Source organism: Caldanaerobacter subterraneus subsp. tengcongensis MB4 (genome assembly GCF_000007085.1).
GTDB classification, from domain to species: Bacteria; Bacillota; Thermoanaerobacteria; order Thermoanaerobacterales; family Thermoanaerobacteraceae; genus Thermoanaerobacter; species Thermoanaerobacter subterraneus.
The window spans coordinates 402,988-422,749 of sequence record NC_003869.1 but is presented as its reverse complement, the minus strand read 5'-3'; the positions used below and the strand labels follow the sequence as shown (position 1 = coordinate 422,749).

Annotated in this window: 21 protein-coding genes and 1 pseudogene; 7 read left to right on the top strand and 15 right to left on the bottom strand. The window is 35.5% G+C overall.

From position 1 onward, the window contains the following. The first annotated feature begins 53 nt into the window (after positions 1 to 53). From TTE_RS01925 to TTE_RS01915, 3 genes are all read left to right on the top strand, one after another. Complete coding sequence (locus tag TTE_RS01925; RefSeq protein WP_011024760.1) at positions 54 to 1,457, top strand: ISLre2 family transposase; 1,404 nt, start codon at positions 54 to 56, stop codon at positions 1,455 to 1,457. A gap of 185 nt (positions 1,458 to 1,642) precedes the next feature. Beyond that, on the top strand, positions 1,643 to 3,118 hold the full coding sequence (locus TTE_RS01920; protein ID WP_011024842.1) for an IS1182-like element ISTte1 family transposase: 1,476 nt from the start codon (positions 1,643 to 1,645) through the stop codon (positions 3,116 to 3,118). A 160-nt stretch (positions 3,119 to 3,278) separates the two neighbouring features. Beyond that, complete coding sequence (locus tag TTE_RS01915; protein WP_011024841.1) at positions 3,279 to 3,962, top strand: rhomboid family intramembrane serine protease; 684 nt, start codon at positions 3,279 to 3,281, stop codon at positions 3,960 to 3,962. Positions 3,963 to 4,007: 45 nt separating this feature from the next. Here the strand turns inward: TTE_RS01915 and TTE_RS01910 are convergent, their stop codons facing one another. The 7 genes and pseudogenes from TTE_RS01910 to TTE_RS01875 all read right to left on the bottom strand — a co-directional run bounded on the left by TTE_RS01910 (position 4,008) and on the right by TTE_RS01875 (position 9,254). Next, positions 4,008 to 4,787, bottom strand: coding sequence for an ABC transporter permease (locus TTE_RS01910; protein WP_011024840.1), 780 nt, complete (start codon positions 4,785 to 4,787; stop codon positions 4,008 to 4,010). A 2-nt stretch (positions 4,788 to 4,789) separates the two neighbouring features. After that, positions 4,790 to 5,518, bottom strand: a complete 729-nt coding sequence (locus TTE_RS01905) for an ABC transporter ATP-binding protein (RefSeq protein WP_031314081.1) — start codon at positions 5,516 to 5,518, stop codon at positions 4,790 to 4,792. A 180-nt stretch (positions 5,519 to 5,698) separates the two neighbouring features. After that, entirely contained in the window at positions 5,699 to 6,031 is a 333-nt protein-coding gene (locus TTE_RS01900) for an ATP-binding cassette domain-containing protein (protein ID WP_011024838.1), read from the bottom strand. Between the two features lie 134 nt (positions 6,032 to 6,165). Beyond that, positions 6,166 to 7,365 carry an MFS transporter gene (locus TTE_RS01895; protein ID WP_011024837.1) on the bottom strand — a complete coding sequence of 400 codons (1,200 nt, stop codon included), beginning with the start codon at positions 7,363 to 7,365 and terminating at the stop codon, positions 6,166 to 6,168. A gap of 210 nt (positions 7,366 to 7,575) precedes the next feature. Beyond that, positions 7,576 to 7,938, bottom strand: a pseudogene (locus TTE_RS01890) (LuxR family transcriptional regulator); the annotation flags it as partial. Between the two features lie 248 nt (positions 7,939 to 8,186). Further along, the gene (locus TTE_RS01880) at positions 8,187 to 8,609 is read right to left on the bottom strand and encodes a hypothetical protein (RefSeq protein ID WP_011024835.1); all 423 of its coding nucleotides are present in this window, start codon (positions 8,607 to 8,609) and stop codon (positions 8,187 to 8,189) included. Between the two features lie 39 nt (positions 8,610 to 8,648). After that, on the bottom strand, positions 8,649 to 9,254 hold the full coding sequence (locus tag TTE_RS01875) for a hypothetical protein (RefSeq protein ID WP_011024834.1): 606 nt from the start codon (positions 9,252 to 9,254) through the stop codon (positions 8,649 to 8,651). Positions 9,255 to 9,724: 470 nt separating this feature from the next. Here TTE_RS01875 and TTE_RS01870 point away from each other — a divergent pair, with 470 nt between their 5' ends. Beyond that, entirely contained in the window at positions 9,725 to 10,210 is a 486-nt protein-coding gene (locus tag TTE_RS01870; protein ID WP_011024833.1) for a GNAT family N-acetyltransferase, read from the top strand. Here the strand turns inward: TTE_RS01870 and TTE_RS01865 are convergent. Beyond that, positions 10,196 to 11,299: a M20/M25/M40 family metallo-hydrolase gene (locus TTE_RS01865; RefSeq protein ID WP_011024832.1), complete on the bottom strand. Its 1,104-nt coding sequence runs from the start codon at positions 11,297 to 11,299 to the stop codon at positions 10,196 to 10,198. The two genes, TTE_RS01870 and TTE_RS01865, sit on opposite strands and share 15 nt — an antisense overlap. Before the next feature lie 205 nt (positions 11,300 to 11,504). Here TTE_RS01865 and TTE_RS01860 point away from each other — a divergent pair, with 205 nt between their 5' ends. Beyond that, positions 11,505 to 12,716 (top strand): NADP-dependent isocitrate dehydrogenase, encoded by a 1,212-nt coding sequence (locus TTE_RS01860; protein WP_011024831.1) that lies wholly within the window; start codon positions 11,505 to 11,507, stop codon positions 12,714 to 12,716. Between the two features lie 50 nt (positions 12,717 to 12,766). Here the strand turns inward: TTE_RS01860 and TTE_RS01855 are convergent, their stop codons facing one another. Continuing rightward, complete coding sequence (locus TTE_RS01855; protein ID WP_011024830.1) at positions 12,767 to 13,477, bottom strand: Yip1 family protein; 711 nt, start codon at positions 13,475 to 13,477, stop codon at positions 12,767 to 12,769. 174 nt (positions 13,478 to 13,651) lie between these two features. Between TTE_RS01855 and TTE_RS01850 the strand changes: the two genes are divergently transcribed. After that, entirely contained in the window at positions 13,652 to 14,977 is a 1,326-nt protein-coding gene (locus tag TTE_RS01850; protein WP_011024829.1) for an NfeD family protein, read from the top strand. Beyond that, complete coding sequence (locus TTE_RS01845; protein ID WP_011024828.1) at positions 14,964 to 15,743, top strand: slipin family protein; 780 nt, start codon at positions 14,964 to 14,966, stop codon at positions 15,741 to 15,743. The genes TTE_RS01850 and TTE_RS01845 overlap by 14 nt, the downstream gene beginning before the upstream one ends. A gap of 23 nt (positions 15,744 to 15,766) precedes the next feature. Here the strand turns inward: TTE_RS01845 and TTE_RS01840 are convergent, their stop codons facing one another. From TTE_RS01840 to TTE_RS01815, 6 genes are all read right to left on the bottom strand, one after another. Further along, positions 15,767 to 16,063, bottom strand: coding sequence for a cobalt transport ATP-binding protein (locus TTE_RS01840; protein ID WP_011024827.1), 297 nt, complete (start codon positions 16,061 to 16,063; stop codon positions 15,767 to 15,769). A gap of 75 nt (positions 16,064 to 16,138) precedes the next feature. Next, positions 16,139 to 16,885 (bottom strand): adenosylcobinamide-GDP ribazoletransferase, encoded by a 747-nt coding sequence (cobS, locus tag TTE_RS01835; RefSeq protein WP_011024826.1) that lies wholly within the window; start codon positions 16,883 to 16,885, stop codon positions 16,139 to 16,141. A 4-nt stretch (positions 16,886 to 16,889) separates the two neighbouring features. Then, a complete protein-coding gene (gene cobU, locus TTE_RS01830; protein WP_011024825.1) occupies positions 16,890 to 17,438 on the bottom strand; it encodes a bifunctional adenosylcobinamide kinase/adenosylcobinamide-phosphate guanylyltransferase in 549 nt (182 codons plus the stop codon). Continuing rightward, positions 17,438 to 18,523, bottom strand: coding sequence for a threonine-phosphate decarboxylase CobD (gene cobD, locus TTE_RS01825; RefSeq protein WP_041587098.1), 1,086 nt, complete (start codon positions 18,521 to 18,523; stop codon positions 17,438 to 17,440). The genes cobU and cobD overlap by 1 nt, the downstream gene beginning before the upstream one ends. Before the next feature lie 14 nt (positions 18,524 to 18,537). Next, on the bottom strand, positions 18,538 to 19,266 hold the full coding sequence (locus TTE_RS01820; RefSeq protein WP_011024823.1) for an AIR synthase related protein: 729 nt from the start codon (positions 19,264 to 19,266) through the stop codon (positions 18,538 to 18,540). Between the two features lie 3 nt (positions 19,267 to 19,269). Then, a complete protein-coding gene (locus TTE_RS01815) occupies positions 19,270 to 19,752 on the bottom strand; it encodes an ECF transporter S component (RefSeq protein ID WP_011024822.1) in 483 nt (160 codons plus the stop codon). Positions 19,753 to 19,762 lie beyond the last annotated feature (10 nt).

The following is a 19,762-nucleotide window of genomic DNA, read 5'->3' as shown; positions in this document are numbered from 1 at the left end:
CCTGTGATAAAATAGATTGTGGAAAACCAAAAAACACGAAAGGGGTGTCTCTTGTGAAAAAACATATCTTTGAGGATATTATACTACAAAATGCTCTAAATTTCACTGAGGAAGTAGTAGAAATTTTTGGTGATTTGTTAAACAAAGGAATGAATATTACAGAGCTTGTAGCAAGGATAAAGGAACTCACGGACAAACTAGGTAGAGGGGCAATAGAAGCAATTATTGAAGAGTTAGATAGGATAATAAAAGAAGACAAGAGAAGGAAAGAAAAATGGGTAGTAGAGAGGAAAGATAAAAAGAGATTAACGACAGTCCTTGGGGATATTGAATATGAGAGGACATATTACAAATCTAAAGAGGATGGGAGATATACATATTTGGTGGATGATGCATTAGAGATAGGACGGCACGATAGGATAGAAAAGGGAGTAAAGATAAAGTTAGTAGAAAACGCAATAGAAGAATCATATGAGAGAAGTAGTAAAAAAGCATGTCCAGAGGAGTTAAGTAAACAGACGGTATTAAATGCAATAAGGGAAATAGGGGAAGTAGAAGTAAAGAGAGAAATAAAAGAAAAGAAAGAAGTAAGGGGTTTATACATAGAGGCAGACGAGGACCATGTACCTTTACAGGACGGGAGAGATGAAACTCCACGATTAGTATACATACATGAAGGTAGAGAAGAGAAAAACGGAAGGAACGTACTGAAGAATGTCTATTACAAAGCATATGTAGGAGAGAAACCTGAAGACATATGGATAGATGTAGCAAATTACATAGAAGACAATTACAAAGAAGAGAAGATAGAGAAGATATACATAGCAGGAGATGGGGCACCGTGGATAAAAGAGGGATTAAAATGGATATTAAAATCAAGGTTTGTACTAGACAGATATCATTTAAACAAATACGTATTAAAAGCTACATCAAAAGAGCCAAAGTATAGGGATAAGATATGGAGAGCAATAAATGAAGGGGATAAAGAAGGAGTAAAGAAGGTATTTGATGAGTTAATAAAGGCAGCAGAGGAAGAGAGAGAGAAAGAGAAGATAAAAGAAGCAAAGAAATACATACTAAACAATTGGGAAGGGATAAAGATATACAGTGAAGACGAAGATGTAATAGGGTGCAGTGCAGAAGGACATATAAGCCATGTATTTTCAGCAAGACTAAGCAGGAATCCATTAGGGTGGAGCAGAGAAGGATTAAAACTAATGGCGAAATTAAGGGTATTTAGCAAGAATGGAGGAGACTTAAGAGAAGTAGAATGGGGCAAGAAAAAGAATATAAATGCAGGAAGTTACAAATTAACGAAGAAGCAAATAAAAGAAGCGGTAAGGAGAGTTAAAACGTCTACAAATGAAAAGATAAACAATATTACAGTTTTGAATATAGGGAAAGTAACGCCAATATATAGGGTTTTAAGAGCATTAAAATATGCACAAGTTATATAAAAAAGCATGATAAGTTGAAGGCTGAAATTAACTAAGTTTCAGGGGTTGTCTTAAAAAAATCCTACAGTATCTTGACACTATCAACCTCCTCTCAGACTGTTGACAAAATATCGGGAACCCGTTATTATGAGAAGGGTTCCTTGTTTTTTTAACGGTACAAAGCAAAAGAGGAGAGGAGAAGAAAGATGTTATCAAAGAAAGAGGATGCAAGACATCAAATAGAATTTGTAAGCATAGATCAATTAGTACCACAAGACCACCTTTTAAGAAAGATAGAAAAAGTCATAGACTTTAGCTTCATATACGATTTAGTAAAAGACAAATATTCCGAGGGTCACGGCAGACCAAGCATAGACCCAGTAGTACTCATAAAAATACTTTTCATTCAATATCTTTTTGGCATACCATCGATGAGGAGGACAATAGCAGAAATAAAAACAAATGTAGCGTATAGATGGTTTTTAGGGTATGGGCTGACAGAAGAAATACCTCATTTTTCAACATTTAGTCAGAACTACATAAGAAGATTCAAAGGGACAGACATATTTGAGAAAATATTTACGAAGATTTTAGAAGAAGCAATAAAACATGGGCTAGTAAATGCAGAGGAAGTATTCATAGATTCAACCCATGTAAAAGCAAGTGCCAACAAGAAGAAATACACCAAAGAAATAGTAGAACAAGAAGCCAGGACTTATCAAGAAAAACTAGAAGAAGAAATAAACAAAGATAGAGAAGCTCATGGCAAAAAGCCATTAAAGAAAATCAAGAAGATAAAGACGAAAGAAGTGAAAGTAAGCAAAACAGACCCAGATAGCGGAATGTTAAACAAAAACGGAAAAGAAAAAATCTTTGCATATTCTTTTCATACAGCCTGCGATAAAAATGGATTTGTATTAGGAGTAAAAGTTGAAGCAGCAAATGTACACGACAGTGTGATGTTTCAAGAAGTATTAGAAGAAGTTGAAAAGAGGGTAAGAAAACCGAAAGCAATAGCAGTAGATGCAGGCTATAAAAATCCGTACATATTAAAGACAATATTTGATAGACAAATAATACCAGCAGTACCATACACAAGGCCAAAAACAAAAGATGGTTTCATGAAAAAACATGAATTTGTTTATGATGAATACTATGACTGTTACATATGCCCGCAGAATGAAATATTAACATATGTTACAACCAACAGAGAAGGATATAGAGAATACAAATCAAACCCAGAAAAATGTAAAAACTGTCCTCTAAGAGAAAAGTGTACCCAAAGTAAAGACTACACAAAGAGGATATTCAGGCACATATGGGAAGGATATGTAGAAGAAGCAGAACACCTAAGGCATACACCTTACTGTAAAGAAGTATATGAGAGAAGGAAAGAGACAATAGAGAGAGTATTTGCAGATTTAAAGGAGAAGCATGGTTTGCGATGGACGACGTTAAGAGGGAAGGAAAAATTGTCCATGCAAGCGATGCTTGTTTTTGCTGCCATGAATTTAAAGAAAATGGCCTTATGGTTATGGAGGAAGGGCAAAGGGCCCTTTGACATTTCAAAACTTTATCCATTATTTGGAGTTTTAAAGAAAATTTTATCCAGATATATACAGCCCCTGCTTTCGGTACTAAGAAAACAGGGGCTAAAATTTTGCTTTGTCAACAAACTGTGAGGAGAATAACCTCCTCTTTTCCTGGTACTTAATAAATTTACCTAATCATGATAATATTACTTTTTCAGAATTACTTGTGCTATAATCTTAATATAATTTTGATTTGATACGGAACTCGGTTTTCCTGCAAAGGTAGAATAAAAAAAGTGGAGGGTTAAAGATGTTTCCAATCAGGGATAATATACCAAGCAGAAGACCACCCGTTATTACGCTCTCGCTCATAATAATAAATTCGCTCATATTTTTCACTCTTTCAAGTGCTTCATACAGCACTTTTGCCGAGTTTGTTTACAAATACGGGCTTATACCGGCAAAAATTACAAAACTGATTATATCCGGTGTACCGCTTTCCGGCAGCAACTTATACCCTTTTATCACCAGTATGTTTCTTCACGGTAACACATTTCACCTAATTAGCAACATGTGGATACTCTGGCTGTTCGGAGATAATGTTGAAGATAGGATGGGCCATATAAGATTCCTCATTTTCTACCTCCTTAGTGGGGTAATCGCAGGTGTATTTCACCTGGTTTTTAATCCCATCTCACCAGTGCCGGTGGTAGGGGCTTCTGGAGCTATTGCAGGCATTATGGGTGCATATTTCGTATTATTCCCGTCGGCAAGGATAATTACGCTGGTACCAAGCTTTTTCCTGGTTCCAGTCTTCCTTCCGATACCAGCCGTGGTCTACCTCTTCCTATGGTTCCTGACACAGCTCTATTCCGGCATGGTCTATTCTGTCATTGGTGGTACAACGGTTGGTGGAATAGCCTGGTGGGCGCATATAGGAGGATTTATCAGTGGTGTGTTGTTAAATAGGTTCTTCCTTAGAGATAGGTATTAATTAACTCGTGCTCACAATGGCGATTTCTCCACAGTCCCAAGGAAGCTAATATGTACCCAATAATCCATTTTTTCTGGCATATCTACTACTCATGCCAAAAACTACCGAACCAACTACAAACCACAGCATACTCACAAGTATAAGCATCAGCCACTCATTGTAAGAAATAGCAATATTACTTACTGATTTTCTCGCTATATCATTTCCCACTGTAAGAGGTATAATGCAACTAATTGCGCTAGAAGGAGATGTTTTACTCAATGTGTCTGTTACAAAAAGAAGTAGGATTTGTATAAGTAGTGTTAATTGATTAATTCTTTTTGCTATTAGGGAAAGTCCTCCCAAAATAAGACCCATGCCATACATTCCAACTAAGGTCATTAAAAGGGATAGTATAACTTTTTCATTTACTGTAATACTCACTCCCATAATCAGGTTTGAAAATGCAATTATTACAGCAGCTACGATACTGCTTAATAGAAGGCTGCTAATTATATTTCCTGCTATAAGAAAAGGGTAGGGAATTACTGCCATAAATTTCTGTTCCAATGTACCTTTAACTGCTTCTATACTAATTTCATTGCTTACTCCACTTATAGCTGCTATCGAATAGCTCCAAAAAATATACCCCAAAAGGAGGAGCGTTTTAGAATTTCCAGGATTGTTATAATATTCTCCTAACATACTACCCGTATCCATGAAAATAAGTCCAGCATAAAGAAGTGTTAATACCACAATATCACTGACCAAACCCATTTTATATGAAAAACTTTCTTTTAAACTTCTTCTTATTTCAGCTATTACAATGTTTAAATATTTGAACATATTTAAGCCTCCTTTAAATTTGCATGTATTTTATATTTATTTTCTATGTCTTCTGCTGTAATATTGATATTTGCGAATTCATCAACGATGTTTCCATTGTTTATTATTATAAATCTGTCAACTGTTTTTCTTAAAAAGTCAGTATCATGAGAAGCAATCAATACTGTTATCTTCATCTCCTCTCTCAAGGTCTTAATAGCACTGGTAAGTAAAATACGCGATTCTATATCTAATCCATTAGAAGGTTCATCCAAAATTAAAAGCTCCGGTTCGTGAAGTAAAGAAGCAGTTATTGCTACTCTTTGTTTTTGCCCCATTGAAAGAGTGTTTACTTTTCGTGTTAATAATTCTTTTGTTTTTAGAATGTCTGCATATTTTTCTATATTTTTCTTTATTTCTCTCCCTGTTTTTCCTTTTATACTTCCAAAATAATAATAATTATCAAGAACCGAAATAGCCCAGTATAAATTTCTGTTACCTTCGAGTACTACGCCTATTTTCTCCATTATTTTTAATCGAGTTTTATCCTCCATTTTGATATTGGATATAATAACCTCACCTGAATCAGGAATTGTTAACCCACATGTTATTTTAAGTAAAGTGGTTTTACCCGCTCCATTCGGACCAAGAAGTCCTACTATTTCCCCTTTATTTATATCCATAGATACATTGTTTAAAGCTATAATCTTGCTTTTATTGTATTTTTTGTACAAATTTTTGACAGTAAGCAAATCTATCATCCCTCCCTCTCATTATTAAGCACGAGAAAAAGCTCTGTGGGAAAAGTTTTTGTGCTTTCAACTGTATTTAAAATCTGTCCGTAAAGTAATGGCAATATTAAAGCAAATATACGGAAAAAACAGCAAAAAAGTTTATTAGAAGAGTTTTATTTATTGAGCGAAACACCCACTTTATATTAGCCATACTGCATCTTCCTCTTTCATATATATTGTCCTGTCAGCAATTCTCAATAAACTCTTGTCATGAGTAACCAAAATGCAGGTTTTGCTTTTTAGCAGTTCTTTCAGTGTATCAAATATTTCCTCCTTTCTTTCCTGGTCTACTCCCACTAACGGCTCATCCAGCAGAAGGATTTCCGGGTCAAACAAAATCATCCTTGCAATTGACAATCTCGACCGTTCTCCTCCTGAAATAAGCTTTCTTGTCTGTCCTATTTTAGTATCAAAGCCCTCCGGCAGCTCTTTAAACCAGTCCAATAGTCCTGCTTTTTTCAAGGCTTCCACCAGTTCTTCCTCGGAAGCATCAGGCTTTGCAACCCGAAGTGATTCTGCATTTGAAGGGATTTATTGTAAATTAGATAGCATATCTAAACAGCTATTATATTTTTTCTTGCCTCTTCCCCTATTGTCTAAAGTACTCAAAGGCACAGCTCTTTTTCTAATCCTATTGCCCTTTTAAAAGGTATACTGGAAATTAAAGCTGTAATTAAAGATAAGAAAAGTGCAGCATAAAGACCCTTTTTGTCACTTAAGATTCCAAAGGAGTAAGTACATAGAATTGTAGAAACACTAATAAACAAACTATATATTGAAATAATCGTTGCACGCTCTGAAGAAGGTATTAACTTATTAAAATAAGACATAAAAATCGGAGTGTGTGCAGAATATACTGCTGTATAAATAATATAAGGTATAAATGAATACTTGGGAATCGCATACATCATAAATATAAACAATGCAGATGTAATACTGACAATCATTAGTGTGCGAGCTGCCCCTCCGAATCTTTCAGCTATCCTGTCAGCATAACGGGGCACAAAAATACTAAGTACCATCGTTAATGCTAAAATAATACCAAACAATTCTACAGGTATGCCTGCCCTTTCGAAATAGGGCTGCCACAACATTGACATGATTCCTGACGAAAAAAAGAAGAAAAAAGACCCGACTGTAATAGATAATAAAATCCTGTGTTTAAATAGATACACAGTTCCTTTAGCAATTTTATTAAAATACTCTCTGTAACTGTATTCGTCCGTTTTTTTCTGTAATTTAGCTTCTTTGCCCGCTAAAAATACGTAAATAAAAACCAAAAAAATCCCTATACCTTCTATTAGCCAGATTTCTCTAAAGATATTATAACGTACTAAAACGCTGCCTCCTAAAAATCCTATCGTACTACCTAAATAGTTAAAACTTGTAAGACGTCCCCAGTATTTTGTCAGGTCCATTTCTTTTTGACCCAAAAGAAACGAATCAGCAAACCAAGATTCAAAGGCTCCAGAGTTAAGAGTTGCTCCAACTCCTGATAAGAAATATAAAAATAATAAAACTGTAAAAGAGGTGTTGAAATATATCCCAATAGAAGTTAAACTGCCAATCAATAAAGATAAAAGAACAGAAAATTTACGGCTATATGTATCAGCAAGAGCACCGGTAGGTATTTCGAATAATATGACCGCTATGTGGTTTATTATTATGAGGAGTGAAATTTGTGAAAAATCTAAATTAATTTTATTAAAATATATTACCCAAAATGGTGCCATTAAAGATGTAAAAAAACTTGAAAACAATGTTACTGTCAAGAAAAATCGTTCATTCCTTTTTAAATTTTGCATTTATTTAAATCCTCCTCTGAAGGAATAAATTTACCAAGTGTAATGTGAAAATCAAAAGCTCTATTTAAACCATTTCTAACACTTATGTCTTTAAAAGTACGCAGAGAAGCAAACAAAGAGGACGGTTCTTCCTTTTTGAATAATTTAAAATTGAGACAAAATGAACCGTCTCCTTTGTCTGCTCTGAAATAAATCCGTTAACAGAAGAGTTATGTCACAGTAGTGCTCCTTAGGTCTTACATACACTACCCTCTTTAATCGCATTGCCATTGAAATTGCATTTGTACCACAGCTTTCTTCTCTAAAGGATACCCCCGGTTCAAAGCCTGAATTTTTTATACACTTTTTCTCTTTTGTGCTGCATTTTACATCCAATAAATCTCCTTCAATGTCAGTAAGCAAAAATAGATATTCACCTTTTACCCAATCCTCTTCTACACTCATATGAAAAGCTTCTATGAGTTCTTTATTTTTATGTATTTTCTTTTGCAAATCTCCTGAATTCAGTACCACTAATGGCACAGTTATTGAAGGCTCAATACCTATTTTACTACATCGCTTATATGAAGAAATTAGTTCCTACTGTGAACATAAAAAATTCACTTTTTATACCTCCCCTGAAATTTAAAGGGCTTTTTAAATATTATAAAATATTTAAAATAAAACTTGTGAATTTTAGAGCGAAAGTGTCATTTTTGGAAGCGAAAATGTATTTTTCGCCTAATATTTACCATTCTTATCACCTAATAAAAAATGGACAGATTTTTTTCTGTCCTTATAGATAAATTTTACAAAATTAATATTTGGATTATATTTCTAAATTATTTAAATAAAACCATCTCTTCAGGGTTAACAGGATGTATAGAAGTTATATATGCCCAAAGCCCAAACCAACCATCATAATAAATATCTGAGGAATTAATATAGTTACTATAATCTAGACTAAGAGACATTTGGCTCCCGCAATATTTGCATTGGCATGGTATTCCCCACCATGTACCAACTGTCCTATTGGAAGAATCCTTTAGCGTTATAGAAGTATTTCGGCCTGAACGGTAAAAATGATGCTTGCCATCAGGTGAACCACCTGGACAGTAAACTACATACAAAGGTTCAATTTGACTCTTAATTTTACTTGTATCTTTTAGAGGAATTATGTTGTCATTACCTACATTAGCAAATACAATACCAGATGACAAAACAATTAAAACAGCTACTGAAAAAAACATAAGTATCTTTTTCATAGGAAATCCACTTCTTCCTTAATTACATAATTCGCATTTTTAATTTTCTAATGGGTCAAATTTTGTTATATATTGAACTAATTTGTTGTTGAATTTATTATATTCCATTTTTTCAAATGGGATATTATTTGAATACAAAGCCTGGTCAATGTATTGTATTTTCCAATCATTATTTTCTTTTACAAAAGCATATTTTCTAGTAATAACTATACCAGTAATATTTTCTTTGTTTTTCGGCATGTACGGCTGAATAATGTTTGCTTTCGTAAACACATACTTGTATTTTCCATCACTGTATATTTTTGAAATTTCTACTTCAACTTTATCTTCTTTATTCTCCTTTATGTATTTCTCCCTTATATTTTTTAACTGTTCATCAGTAAAATTTCTTATGTCTATTTCCGCATATTTTCTCTCATAGTGTTTATTTTCATCAAATGCATTAACAAATAAGTCTTTCAGTCCTTTTAAATATTCCTCATACGTCAAAAAGTAGTTTGAAAATTTGTGATCTAAGATTTCAACTTTTTTGACTGTATTAATTATATAGTCATCGGTTTTTGTATCAGTACTTTCCGTATTACAAGCTGTAAACAACAAAGTACTCAAAACAAATATCATTAAAATTATACTTATTTTTTTCAATAACCATCACCTTACTCTATTATATTCTATTTTCTCTTAATATCTTGGTTTTTTAAATTTCTAATCTCAACAAGAGCATCTCCTCCTTCTTTTCCTAAATTTCCATACTTTATTCTATTTTCATTATACAATATAATGAATGCCACGTCTACTATATTTTAGTATAGTCTTTATTACATTACCAGTTAATGTTTACATAAATAAGCAAAACTTTAAAGCTAATGCCGGTTTGCAGTTTGGATTTTTTTACATGTTCTCATTTATGAATTTTAAAACGACTTTTTTAATATTAGACAATTTTTTAATAAAATTTATGAAATTTGGAACGAAAGTGTCATTTTGGAGAACAAAAATGCATTTTTCGTCTAATATTTTCCAATTAGAAAGTTATAGATTTAGATTTTTCCCTGGCGTGTTATAATAAAAATACACAGTAATCTTTGAAAGCGGGATATGCGGGAGTGATAAATATGGAAAATATTGAGATTATCCCAGTTACTGAAAAATCAATTTTAAGCAATTTCAAAAAATATTTAATCAAAATCTATTTTGAAGCCTACTCCTCTTTCCCACAATATGCATACACCCACCCTAGAGAAGTAAAAGGATATCTTCAGTGGCTTTTTAACCACAGCCAGGGGGGATTCTTTGTAGCTTTGGAAGATACCATGCCTATAGGTTTTATATCTACTGACCCCTCATGGGAAGACCACTGGTTGGGGGAAAAAGTAGGAGAAATTCATGAAATAGTGGTAAGCCCCTCCTCCCAGAAAAAAGGAATAGGAACTCTACTCCTAAAAAAGGGAATAGAGTTCCTACAGGAAAAAGGCCATCACACAATAGGGCTTTGGGTGGGAATAGAAAACTCTAAAGCTCAAGATTTCTACAAGAAGCATGGCTTTACACCAGGTCCTCAGGCGGGTAAGTGGCTTAGAATGTATTTAAAACTCAAGTAATCGGTAGAAAAATTTTTCAAGAAATTCTTTTCCTTTTTCCAGTTCTTGAATATCTATATATTCAAAAGGAGTATGAGCCAAAGCTAAATCTCCTGGCCCCCATATCACGGGTTTTATACCTTTTGCCCAGAAATTGTGGGCGTCAGTCCAGCTCTCCATCACTTTAAATATTGGTTCTTCATTGTACACTTCTTTATAAAGTTTTTGCAAAAGTTGGCCAAAATCTGTGTCCTCATCCGTCTCCCACGAAGGAGCCCATTCTTCAACCAATTTGCAATGAACTTCTACATCTTTATCATTTTCTAAAAGAGAATTTACTTCTTTTTCAACATCAGAAATAGGCACTTTAGGAGGTATGCGTATATCAAAGTTGAGGCGCGTCTCATGCGGTACAGAATATTCTTCACTTCCTCCTGATATAAAAAGGGGAGTAATTTGAATGGGAATATCTGGATTGTAGAGGTTGTTGAGCTTTGAAAGGGTTTCTTCCATTTTTATAATAAATCTTGAAGTCCATGTAATAGAATTTTTCCCCCTTTCAGGAATACTCCCATGGCTGGGAACTCCTTTTATTATCAATTCATATTCCAACGCACCACAGGAAGAAAAAGCTAATTTACTTTGTGTAGGTTCAATCACCAAAGCGTATTGTATAGTAGATGGCAAAGAACTAGCCAAATGACGTGAACCTTTACCGCCTTTTTCTTCATCAGCCACAAATGCTATCCAAACACCAGCTCTCTCCCATGGGAATTCCCTCCCAAGCCTTTTTAAAACTTCTAATAAAATAGCCACTCCTCCGAGCACATCTGAGGTCCCTCTTCCGTATATTCGCCCATTTTCTTCTCCCTCTTTTGTTTGATAGCCCTCTATAACAGAGGGAACTACATCGTAATGAACTTCTACTATTAGCTTAGGAGAAGAACTTAAAGGAAGAAGAATATTATACATATCCTCCTCTATCATTTCCAATTTCCAGTCCAATCCTATAGATTGAAGGGCTGAAATAATGGGAATAAGTGCACCTCGCTGAGGGTCAGTAGAGGCTTTTTTAATAAGGGCTTTAAGCAGTTCTTTCGCCTCAATCATGAGCTCTCACCTCTTTTACACGGGATAACACACTCTGCCCATATGGTAGCAAATTGATATGTTTAGGTCAAGCACTGAAAGTTTGAACAATGAATATTGCAAAAACCCCTTATATTCTATATAATAGAATCAAGCTGTGATAAAAAATCGCAATAAAGCATTTTAAAAATTTTATTGTTACATTTTAAACAAAGGGGAGAAGAAAATGGCACAAAAAATTGAGATGAAGGTTCCTATTGTGGAAATGGACGGAGATGAAATGACAAGAATTATATGGAAATTGATAAAAGAAATGCTTATAAAGCCCTATGTAGATTTAAAGACAGAGTACTATGATTTGGGCATTAAAAACAGAGATGAAACAGAAGACCAGGTCACAGTTGATGCAGCATACGCAATAAAAAAATACGGAGTCGGGGTAAAATGCGCAACAATCACCCCAAATGCTGAAAGAGTAAAAGAATACAATTTGAAAAATATGTGGAAAAGCCCTAACGCTACTATACGATCCATACTCGATGGGACAGTATTTCGCACACCTATTCTGGTTGAAGGAATAAAGCCGCTTGTAAGGACATGGAAAAAACCTATTACAATTGCAAGGCATGCTTATGGGGATATTTATAAAGGGGTAGAATACAGAATCCCTGAAAAAGGTAAGGCTGAGCTTGTCTTTACTTCTGAAAAAGGAGAAGAGATAAGGTATGCAATACACGAGTTTGAAACTCCTGGTGTCATATTAGGTATGCACAACACTGATGAGTCAATAAAAAGTTTTGCGAGAGCATGTTTTAATTATGCTTTAGATACGAAGCAGGATTTGTGGTTTGCGACTAAAGACACCATTTCAAAAATATACGACCACAGATTTAAAGACATATTCCAGGAAATATATGAAAATGAATATAAAGAAAAATTTGAAGAAGCAGGTATTGAATATTTTTACACCCTTATTGACGATGCCGTAGCTCGAATTGTAAGGTCTGAAGGCGGAATGATTTGGGCATGCAAAAATTATGACGGCGATGTAATGTCAGATATGGTAGCAACAGCATTTGGCAGCCTTGCCATGATGACTTCTGTACTGGTATCTCCTGATGGTAAATACGAATTTGAAGCGGCTCATGGGACAGTTACAAGGCATTATTATAAATACCTTAAAGGTGAAGAAACTTCTACTAATCCTATTGCTACAATTTTCGCGTGGACAGGTGCTTTGAAAAAGAGAGGAGAACTTGACGGAATAAAAGACCTTGTTGATTTTGCAGATAAGCTTGAAAAAGCCTCACTTAAAACGGTTGAAAAAGGAATAATGACAAAAGACTTAGCCGCTTTATCTGAATTGCCAAATAAAACTGTTGTAAACACGGAAACTTTCCTCATTGAAATTAAAAAAACTTTAGAAGAGATGCTGTAATGAAAAGGGACGGTCCTCAGATAAAAGGAACCGTCCCCTTTGTTTGATTTTTAGTCCAGCAGTTTATAATAATCAATATTCACAAACACTGTCACAAGAAAAGCGAAAACCGTAACCCATGTGACATCGCTATTGTTCATTCTGCTGGACATTTTTATTCCTATCCACACAATCACAAACTGCCATATCATAAATGGGTCAATACTTCTTAAAAAGCCATAGGTTGTAGTCCCTTTTAAGGAAGGAAATAAAAGCGCTGGAGACATATCAACCAAGAGCTCCCCTGTAAAAAAGGAAGCAATGAAGCATATCAGAAAATATATTAAGACCGGCGTATAGGCATAACCTGTAATTGAAAATAATTCCGACACATCAGCCCTTCCTCTAAATACCCATTTTATAATAGCATATACTGCAAGGACGACAAAAAGCCATGAAAGCAGGTTATTTATCAGGGTAGAAGTGATTACAGATTTTGGAGCTAACTTCATCGCCAATTCTATTTCCTGAGGAGTAAAACCAGCATCTGGCTGGGATAATCTCATTTTCAAAAGTTCCCTTATATGTTTTACATAAACGGGATAACGCAAAAGATAAAGAAATACTATTCCTCCAATTTTTACTACGGCAGGATAAACTAATTTAGGCTGATACATTAAATTTTTTATTGTCACTGAAGGCTTAAATAAAATCCCGTAAATTCTCTCGAAGAAATTCAAGTTTTTTATGTCTTCCTCTGTCTCAATTTTAAAAAAAGCCAACTGAGCTTCCTCCTTTAATCTAAAATGTTTAAACAGTTAAGATAGTCAAATAAGTACATAGATTAAATTCTACATTTTTATAAAAAATCCTTCAAAAAAATTTTTGTCAATCAAACAAAAGACTATATAAAATTTTTCAGTTATGTTAAAATGTTATTAAAGGGGGAACAAAAAGTGTTTACCATGAGGAAAATTTTGTTAACCACAATTTTGTTAGTTTTTATTATCCTGCCACCTTCTTCTTTACAAGCTACGTCAACCCAAAATCCTGTATATGTACTTACTGTAGACGGACCGATTGTACCGGTAGTAGCAGACTACATTGAAAGTGGTTTTAAAGCTGCAGAAAGAGATGGAGCAAGTTGCATAGTAATTGAACTCTCTACACCAGGAGGCCTTTACACTACTACTCAGAAAATTGTAACACAAATATTAAACTCCCCTATCCCTGTAGTTGTATACGTATCTCCTGCAGGCGCGTGGGCAGGTTCGGCTGGAACTTTTATAACCCTTTCAGCAAACATTGCAGCAATGGCTCCGGGAAGTAGAATTGGCGCTGCACACCCTGTGTCAATTGAAGATGACTCTGCTATGTCAGAAATTCAAAGGCAAAAAATAACGCATGATGCTGCTGCGTGGATAAGGAGCATCGCAGAAAATAGAGGGAGAGACCCCAAAAATGCGGAAATGGCAGTCGTAGAGAGTAGGTCCTTCACTGACACTGAAGCCTTAAATGCAAACCTCATAGACTTAAGGGCTAACAACCTAAATGACCTTTTGAAAAAAATAAACGGGAAAACAGTAAAAAACTTTGACGGAACGACAATCACCTTAAAAACTGATGGACCTATTAGGTACTACCCAATGACATCGGTTCAAAAATTCTTATTTGCAATAAGCGATCCAAATATCGCCTATCTATTGATGAGTGCCGGAATTCTGGGAATTATCCTGGAGCTTTACCATCCTGGCGCCATATTCCCGGGAGTTGCCGGCGGCATAAGTCTCCTTCTGGGCCTTTATACCTTAGGAACCTTAGATGCTCAGCTTAGCGGAATGCTTCTTGTGATACTGGGGCTTGTGCTTTTAGCCTCTGAAGCTTTTGTAGTAAGCCACGGGATTCTCGCAGTTGGGGGAATAATATCTTTTGTTCTAGGCTCTCTAATGCTTTTTAGCGGAAACCAGATGGGATTGACAATTAACAAGGGAGTAGTATTTGCAACAGCCTTCTTCATGGCAGCCTTTGTGTCCTTTCTACTGGCAGCAGTTATAAGGGCACAAAAGAGAAAAGTAGTAACGGGAATAGAGGGAATGATAGGCGAGTTTGGGACTGCTGTGACAGACATAGCCCCAAAGGGAACTGTATTGGTAGAAGGAGAAAGGTGGCAGGCAGTCTCAAAAGAGCCTATTAAAAAGGGAGAGAAAGTTGTAATTATAGGAGTGGAAGGTCTTACTCTAAAAGTACAAAAAGTAAAAGAGGGAGGTAATGAAAGTGATTGAAAGTCTAGCTTTTCTTTTTACTCTGGCAATCATACTGATAAGTCTAATTTCTGCATCCATTAGAATAGTGCAGGAGTATGAAAGAGGTGTAATTTTCCGTTTAGGACGCTACGTGGGAGTCAGAGGACCTGGAATATTCTTCTTAATTCCAATAATTGAAAGAATGCAAAAGGTCGACTTGAGAGTCGTTACAATGGAAGTTCCTACTCAAGAAGCAATTACTAAGGATAACGTGACAATAAAAGTCAACGCCGTAGTATATTTCAGAGTGGTAGATCCTGCAAATGCAGTTATAAAGGTTTTAGACCATATAAGGGCAACATCCCAATTGGCACAGACCACCTTAAGAAGCGTACTGGGACAGTCTGATTTAGATGAGCTTTTGTCTCACAGAGATGAGATAAATAAAAGGTTAAGAGAAATAATTGACGAAGGAACAGAGCCATGGGGAGTCAAAGTCAATTTAGTTGAAATAAGAGATGTAGAATTGCCTCAGAGCATGCAAAGGGCCATGGCAGCACAGGCAGAAGCAGAAAGAGAACGCCGAGCAAAAATAATAAGTGCTGACGGTGAATATCAAGCTGCAGCAAAACTTGCGGATGCTGCCAGAATAATTTCTTCTGAACCTGCTGCTCTCCAGCTAAGATACCTTCAAACCTTAAGAGAAATAGCTAACGACAGGTCAAATATTGTCATATTCCCATTTTCACTGGACGTATTGCAGCAATTCTTCCCGCAAGCACAGAAGAAGGAAAAAGATGAGTAAATTTTAAAAAAAGAACTGTCCCTTTAAATATTAGGGACAGTTCTTTCTTTTATTAGTCTCTCTAACTCCTCTACATTTCTTGGCATCTTATTTCCTTTTATAATACCTTTCTCCTTTAATACCTCATATACTTCTAAAATTAAGGGTTTTTTCAATTTGCCATTATCTATTTTATTGATAAAAACTTCTTCGGGAACTCCTTCTCTAATTATTCTTCCATCTTTCATCACATAAATATAATCTGCCCAAGAATATGCAAAATCTACATCGTGTGTAAAAACTATAATAGTTTTTCCTTCTTCTTTTAATCTGTCAAGCAATTTAACAAGCTCATCAATATGAGTGACAATTCAAATCTGCTTTAGCACATGAGTCTTTCACACCGAACGAATAGGTTATAAAATTGAAAAATATATAAAAGCTATAAGCTCAACAAACTCATTAACTGCTCCCAAAGTGTCTCCCGTCATTCCACCTATTTTTTTAGAAATATATTTTGAAATAAGGCAAGTAAATGAAAGAGAAATCACGTATAAAAGCGCCAAGTCTTTTAAAGGCATCACAAAATAACCTGCTATTGTAGAAATCAGTAAAGCTATGACAAATTCCCTTAAGCCAGCCCTTTCAAGTAATAATCCTCCAAGCCCTTTTCCGCCTCTTGCAGACTTGCTTATTGCAATTGAAAACACCACAGATAATCTGGCAATGACAGGTGAAACTAAAAGTGCAGAAAACAACAGGCTTTGTCTTATATCACTTAAAAATAAGATTTTCAAGATCACCATGAAAACCAAAGCTAAAACTCCATTTGTTCCAAGCCTTGAATCCTTCATTATTTCAATGATTTTTTCTCTGTCCTTGTTGCTAAAAAGTCCATCAAAAGTGTCTGCCAGCCCATCTATATGCATTCCTCTTGTAAGGATGTAAGAAAAAGCAACAAGGAATGTCATAACAATTTCCCGGGAAAACAAATCTTTTAGAAGAAGGTAAGCGATGTATAAAATACCACCTATCAAAAGGCCTACTACAGGAAAATAAGAAGCTATTTTATAAATCTTATCCTCTTTAACATCGATATTTATTGGTATGGGAATACCTGTCATAAATTGTATTGAAAGTATTAAAGCCTTAAGTTCTTCCATACAATTACCCCTTTATCTTAACAGGAATGCCTGATATCATAAGGTACACCTCTTTTGATGCTTCTGCTACTTTTTTATTCATTCTGCCTGCTATATCTCTAAAAATCCTCCCAAGTTTATACTCAGGAACCAGCCCCATTCCTACCTCATTTGTGACAATTATTATTTCTACGCCACTTGATACAATCAATATTTTATCTACCTCTTGACTTATCCTATCTTCTATTTCATCAATTTGCTCTAAAGTAGAATTTTCCCATGTCAAATCTACTTCCATTAGGAGATTGCTTATCATAACAGTGAGGCAGTCAATCAATACAACCTTCTTTTTTCTTTTTAAAATTTCCTTATCAAGGTCTTTATAAGCTTCTACTGTCTCCCATGAAGAGGGTCTTCTTTCCCTGTGTCTTTTTATCCTTTCTTTCATTTCCTCATCTACTGGAAGAGATGTTGCTATATATAAAACTTCATCTTTCCCCCTTTCATAAGCCAATTTTTCTGCAAATTCACTTTTTCCTGACCTGGCACCGCCTGTTACCATTATCAATCCCATTACACTACGACCCTCTCTTTATCTGGCATGACACCTTCTTCGTACAATCCTCTTAAAGCCTCTATAAGGCACATATTGTCCTCCCTTCTTTTTACAGCCACTCTGAAAAATCTCTTGTCAAGATACCTGAAATTAGAGGCATCTCTTATAAGAATCCCCTTTTTCAATAGCTTCTCTTTTACTTCGTCTACAGTACCTGCCTTTAATTTGAGGAGAATAAAGTTTACTTTTGTATCAAAAGCTACTAAATAATCTATTGTCCTTAGTGAAAAGAGCATGTGCTCTATTTCAGCATTTACGTACTCTCTGGTTTTTTCTATATATTCTCTGTCTTTAAAAAGCCATCTTCCAACAGCTTCGGCAAAGGCATTTACTGTCCACGGTTCTTTGTATTCCTCTAACTTTTGTATTAAAGAAGGGCTGCCAATTCCATATCCCAACCTTATTCCCGGCATTCCAAAAAATTTTGTGACGGCCCTTACAACAAAAAGTTTGTCGTGCTTTTTAACAAGAGGAAGCGCCTCATATTTTTTGTAGTCCTTCATAAATTCTATAAAAGCTTCATCTATCAAAACCGGTATATTCATAAGTTCCGCCTTTTTAAGCAATATACCTATCTCTTCCCTTATAATGCCCTGTCCTGTAGGATTATTGGGATTGCCTAAAATCAAGCCATCTGCCTCCTCTATTTTTGAAATCACTTTTGCAAAATTTACCCTAAACCCTTCTTCCTCCTCCAACTTAAGGTATACAGGTTCTCCCCCGTTTAGCTTTACAGCCCTTTCATACTCCAGAAAAGAAGGGGAGGGAATAAGAGGTTTTTTCAGCTTAAAAGCTCTGGCAAAGAGATGTATAAGCTCTGCTGCACCATTTCCGACAATTATATTTTCTCTATCGCAGCCGACATACTCTGCTATAGCTTCTTTGAGCCTTCTATACTTTATATCCGGATACCTGGATAAATCTACTTCTTTTATGGCTTCCCAAATCCACTCAGGAGGTCCGAGAGGATTTATATTTGAACTAAAATCTATCAGATTTCCTTGATAATCATAGATATTTCCGCCGTGCTCATAGGGCTTCATTTTCTCACCTTCTTTCACTCTATGATGCCTACATGCGTAAAAGGCTTGTCTGTTATAGCCTTTATAAAGTCTGTATCTTCTTCTCTGTAAACTACAAGGCAGCAGGTGGCGGGTCCTGCCGATTTAAAAAGGTCAATATTAAGCCCATCGTCTTCCTTGATTCTGAATCCATAAAGGTCCTCTAAAACTCCAAGTTCATAGGCTATTCCTTTAGAACCAACAGGTATGGCTTCCACTACTTCTTTTGTCTGAGAAATTTTTATATAGTCCTTTAGAGTCATTACATCTTCTGCGCCTAGAACTTCACTTCCAACCCTTGGATATCCTATAAGAACTACATGCATTCCTTTTCTCGCTTTTTTTATTTTTAAATCCTCTTTCCTTGCCCTCCCAACAGCTGTAATTCCTATTCCCGTCATGGAGGTAGGAAAGTTCTCTTCTGTACTGCCTGTCAAAACTACCTCCAAGCCATTTTCCTCAAGCTCTTTCTTTATGCCTTTTAAAATTTTCTCGCCTGTCGGGTACATTTCAACAGAAAGCGTATCAGAAACTACAAGAGGTGTTGCACCCACAGATAGCAATTCCGAGAGAGCAACTTTTAGTGTAGTCCTCCCCACAATTTCTTCATCAACTTTCAAGATGTCATTTTCCTTACTCCCTATAGCTCCAACGCTATCACAGGATACGACAAAAGCCACATCTTTCTCATAGATTATCACCAAATCCCTGTATCTCTCTATCACTTCTCATTGCTCCTTCTTTGAAAGTATTTTATATATTAAAGCCGCAAGGGATATGTTTATAAAGGAGGCAATTGTCAGCGGAAATACCCATGTTATAAAAAATCCCCATCCAAACATTGGAACAAAGAGCAGCGTAGCTAGTGGACCGTTCAGGAGGGTTGTGAGAACTATAGCTACATAAACATTAAATTTCTTGTAAAAGACACGGAAGAGATAAGCGTATACAGCCATCTGCAATGCTATGTAGAGGTGATTTAAAACTCCCAGAGGGAACCCGGATGTAACCGCAGTTAAAAGATGTCCCAAAGCTATAACAATAGCTCCGTACAAGCTTCCCAGATACAAAGCCGCAAAATATCCAGGCATTGAATCAAAGGCGACCGTGTTAAAGATTTTAATCAAAGCCCCTACAGCTGACAGAGCTATTAACATGGCAACTAAAGTGAGAGTCTTCACATTCCCTAAAGATACCTCTTTTTCTTTCATTCAAATCTCC

Coding starts and splice junctions, on each gene's coding strand:
- cobS (WP_011024826.1), bottom strand. CDS start 16,885: ATGGAAGAACTTAAGGCTTTAATACTTTCAATACAATTTATGACAGGT.
- TTE_RS01920 (WP_011024842.1), top strand. CDS start 1,643: ATGTTATCAAAGAAAGAGGATGCAAGACATCAAATAGAATTTGTAAGC.
- TTE_RS01915 (WP_011024841.1), top strand. CDS start 3,279: ATGTTTCCAATCAGGGATAATATACCAAGCAGAAGACCACCCGTTATT.
- TTE_RS01910 (WP_011024840.1), bottom strand. CDS start 4,787: ATGTTCAAATATTTAAACATTGTAATAGCTGAAATAAGAAGAAGTTTA.
- TTE_RS01860 (WP_011024831.1), top strand. CDS start 11,505: ATGGCACAAAAAATTGAGATGAAGGTTCCTATTGTGGAAATGGACGGA.
- TTE_RS01865 (WP_011024832.1), bottom strand. CDS start 11,299: ATGATTGAGGCGAAAGAACTGCTTAAAGCCCTTATTAAAAAAGCCTCT.
- cobD (WP_041587098.1), bottom strand. CDS start 18,523: ATGAAGCCCTATGAGCACGGCGGAAATATCTATGATTATCAAGGAAAT.
- TTE_RS01815 (WP_011024822.1), bottom strand. CDS start 19,752: ATGAAAGAAAAAGAGGTATCTTTAGGGAATGTGAAGACTCTCACTTTA.
- TTE_RS01845 (WP_011024828.1), top strand. CDS start 14,964: ATGAAAGTGATTGAAAGTCTAGCTTTTCTTTTTACTCTGGCAATCATA.
- cobU (WP_011024825.1), bottom strand. CDS start 17,438: ATGGGATTGATAATGGTAACAGGCGGTGCCAGGTCAGGAAAAAGTGAA.
- TTE_RS01870 (WP_011024833.1), top strand. CDS start 9,725: ATGGAAAATATTGAGATTATCCCAGTTACTGAAAAATCAATTTTAAGC.
- TTE_RS01895 (WP_011024837.1), bottom strand. CDS start 7,365: ATGCAAAATTTAAAAAGGAATGAACGATTTTTCTTGACAGTAACATTG.
- TTE_RS01880 (WP_011024835.1), bottom strand. CDS start 8,609: ATGAAAAAGATACTTATGTTTTTTTCAGTAGCTGTTTTAATTGTTTTG.